At 63.2% G+C, this 563-nt stretch carries 1 protein-coding gene; it reads left to right on the top strand.

What is annotated here, in order from left to right; genetic code table 11:
* On the top strand, positions 1–563 hold a 563-nt coding region (locus IT40_RS26530), incomplete at both ends, for a GTP-binding protein (protein ID WP_036761559.1).

Below are 563 nucleotides of genomic sequence, written 5' to 3'. Positions count from 1 at the left end.
ATGGCAAAGGCAAAGTTTGAACGGACGAAACCGCACGTCAACATCGGGACGATTGGTCACGTTGACCACGGCAAGACGACGCTGACGGCTGCGATCACGAAGTATTTCGGTGAATTCAAGGCCTACGACCAGATCGACGGGGCTCCTGAGGAGCGTGCCCGGGGGATCACGATCTCGACCGCGCATGTGGAATACGAATCGGCCAACCGGCACTACGCGCATGTGGACTGCCCCGGCCACGCGGACTACGTGAAGAACATGATCACGGGCGCGGCGCAGATGGACGGCGCGATCCTGGTGGTGAACGCGGCCGACGGCCCGATGCCGCAGACGCGCGAGCACATCCTGCTGGGCCGCCAGGTGGGCATCCCCTACATGGTGGTGTACCTGAACAAGGTGGACCAGGTCGATGACGCGGAACTGCTGGAACTGGTCGAGATGGAGGTGCGCGAGCTGCTGTCGTCCTACGACTATCCCGGCGACGACATCCCGATCATCAAGGGCTCGGCGCTGGCGGCGCTGGAAGGCCGCGACAAGGAGATCGGCGAGGATTCGATCCGCGC

The organism is Paracoccus versutus (genome assembly GCF_000763885.1).
GTDB classification, from domain to species: domain Bacteria; phylum Pseudomonadota; class Alphaproteobacteria; order Rhodobacterales; family Rhodobacteraceae; genus Paracoccus; species Paracoccus versutus.
This window is presented reverse-complemented; position numbering and strand designations above follow the sequence as displayed.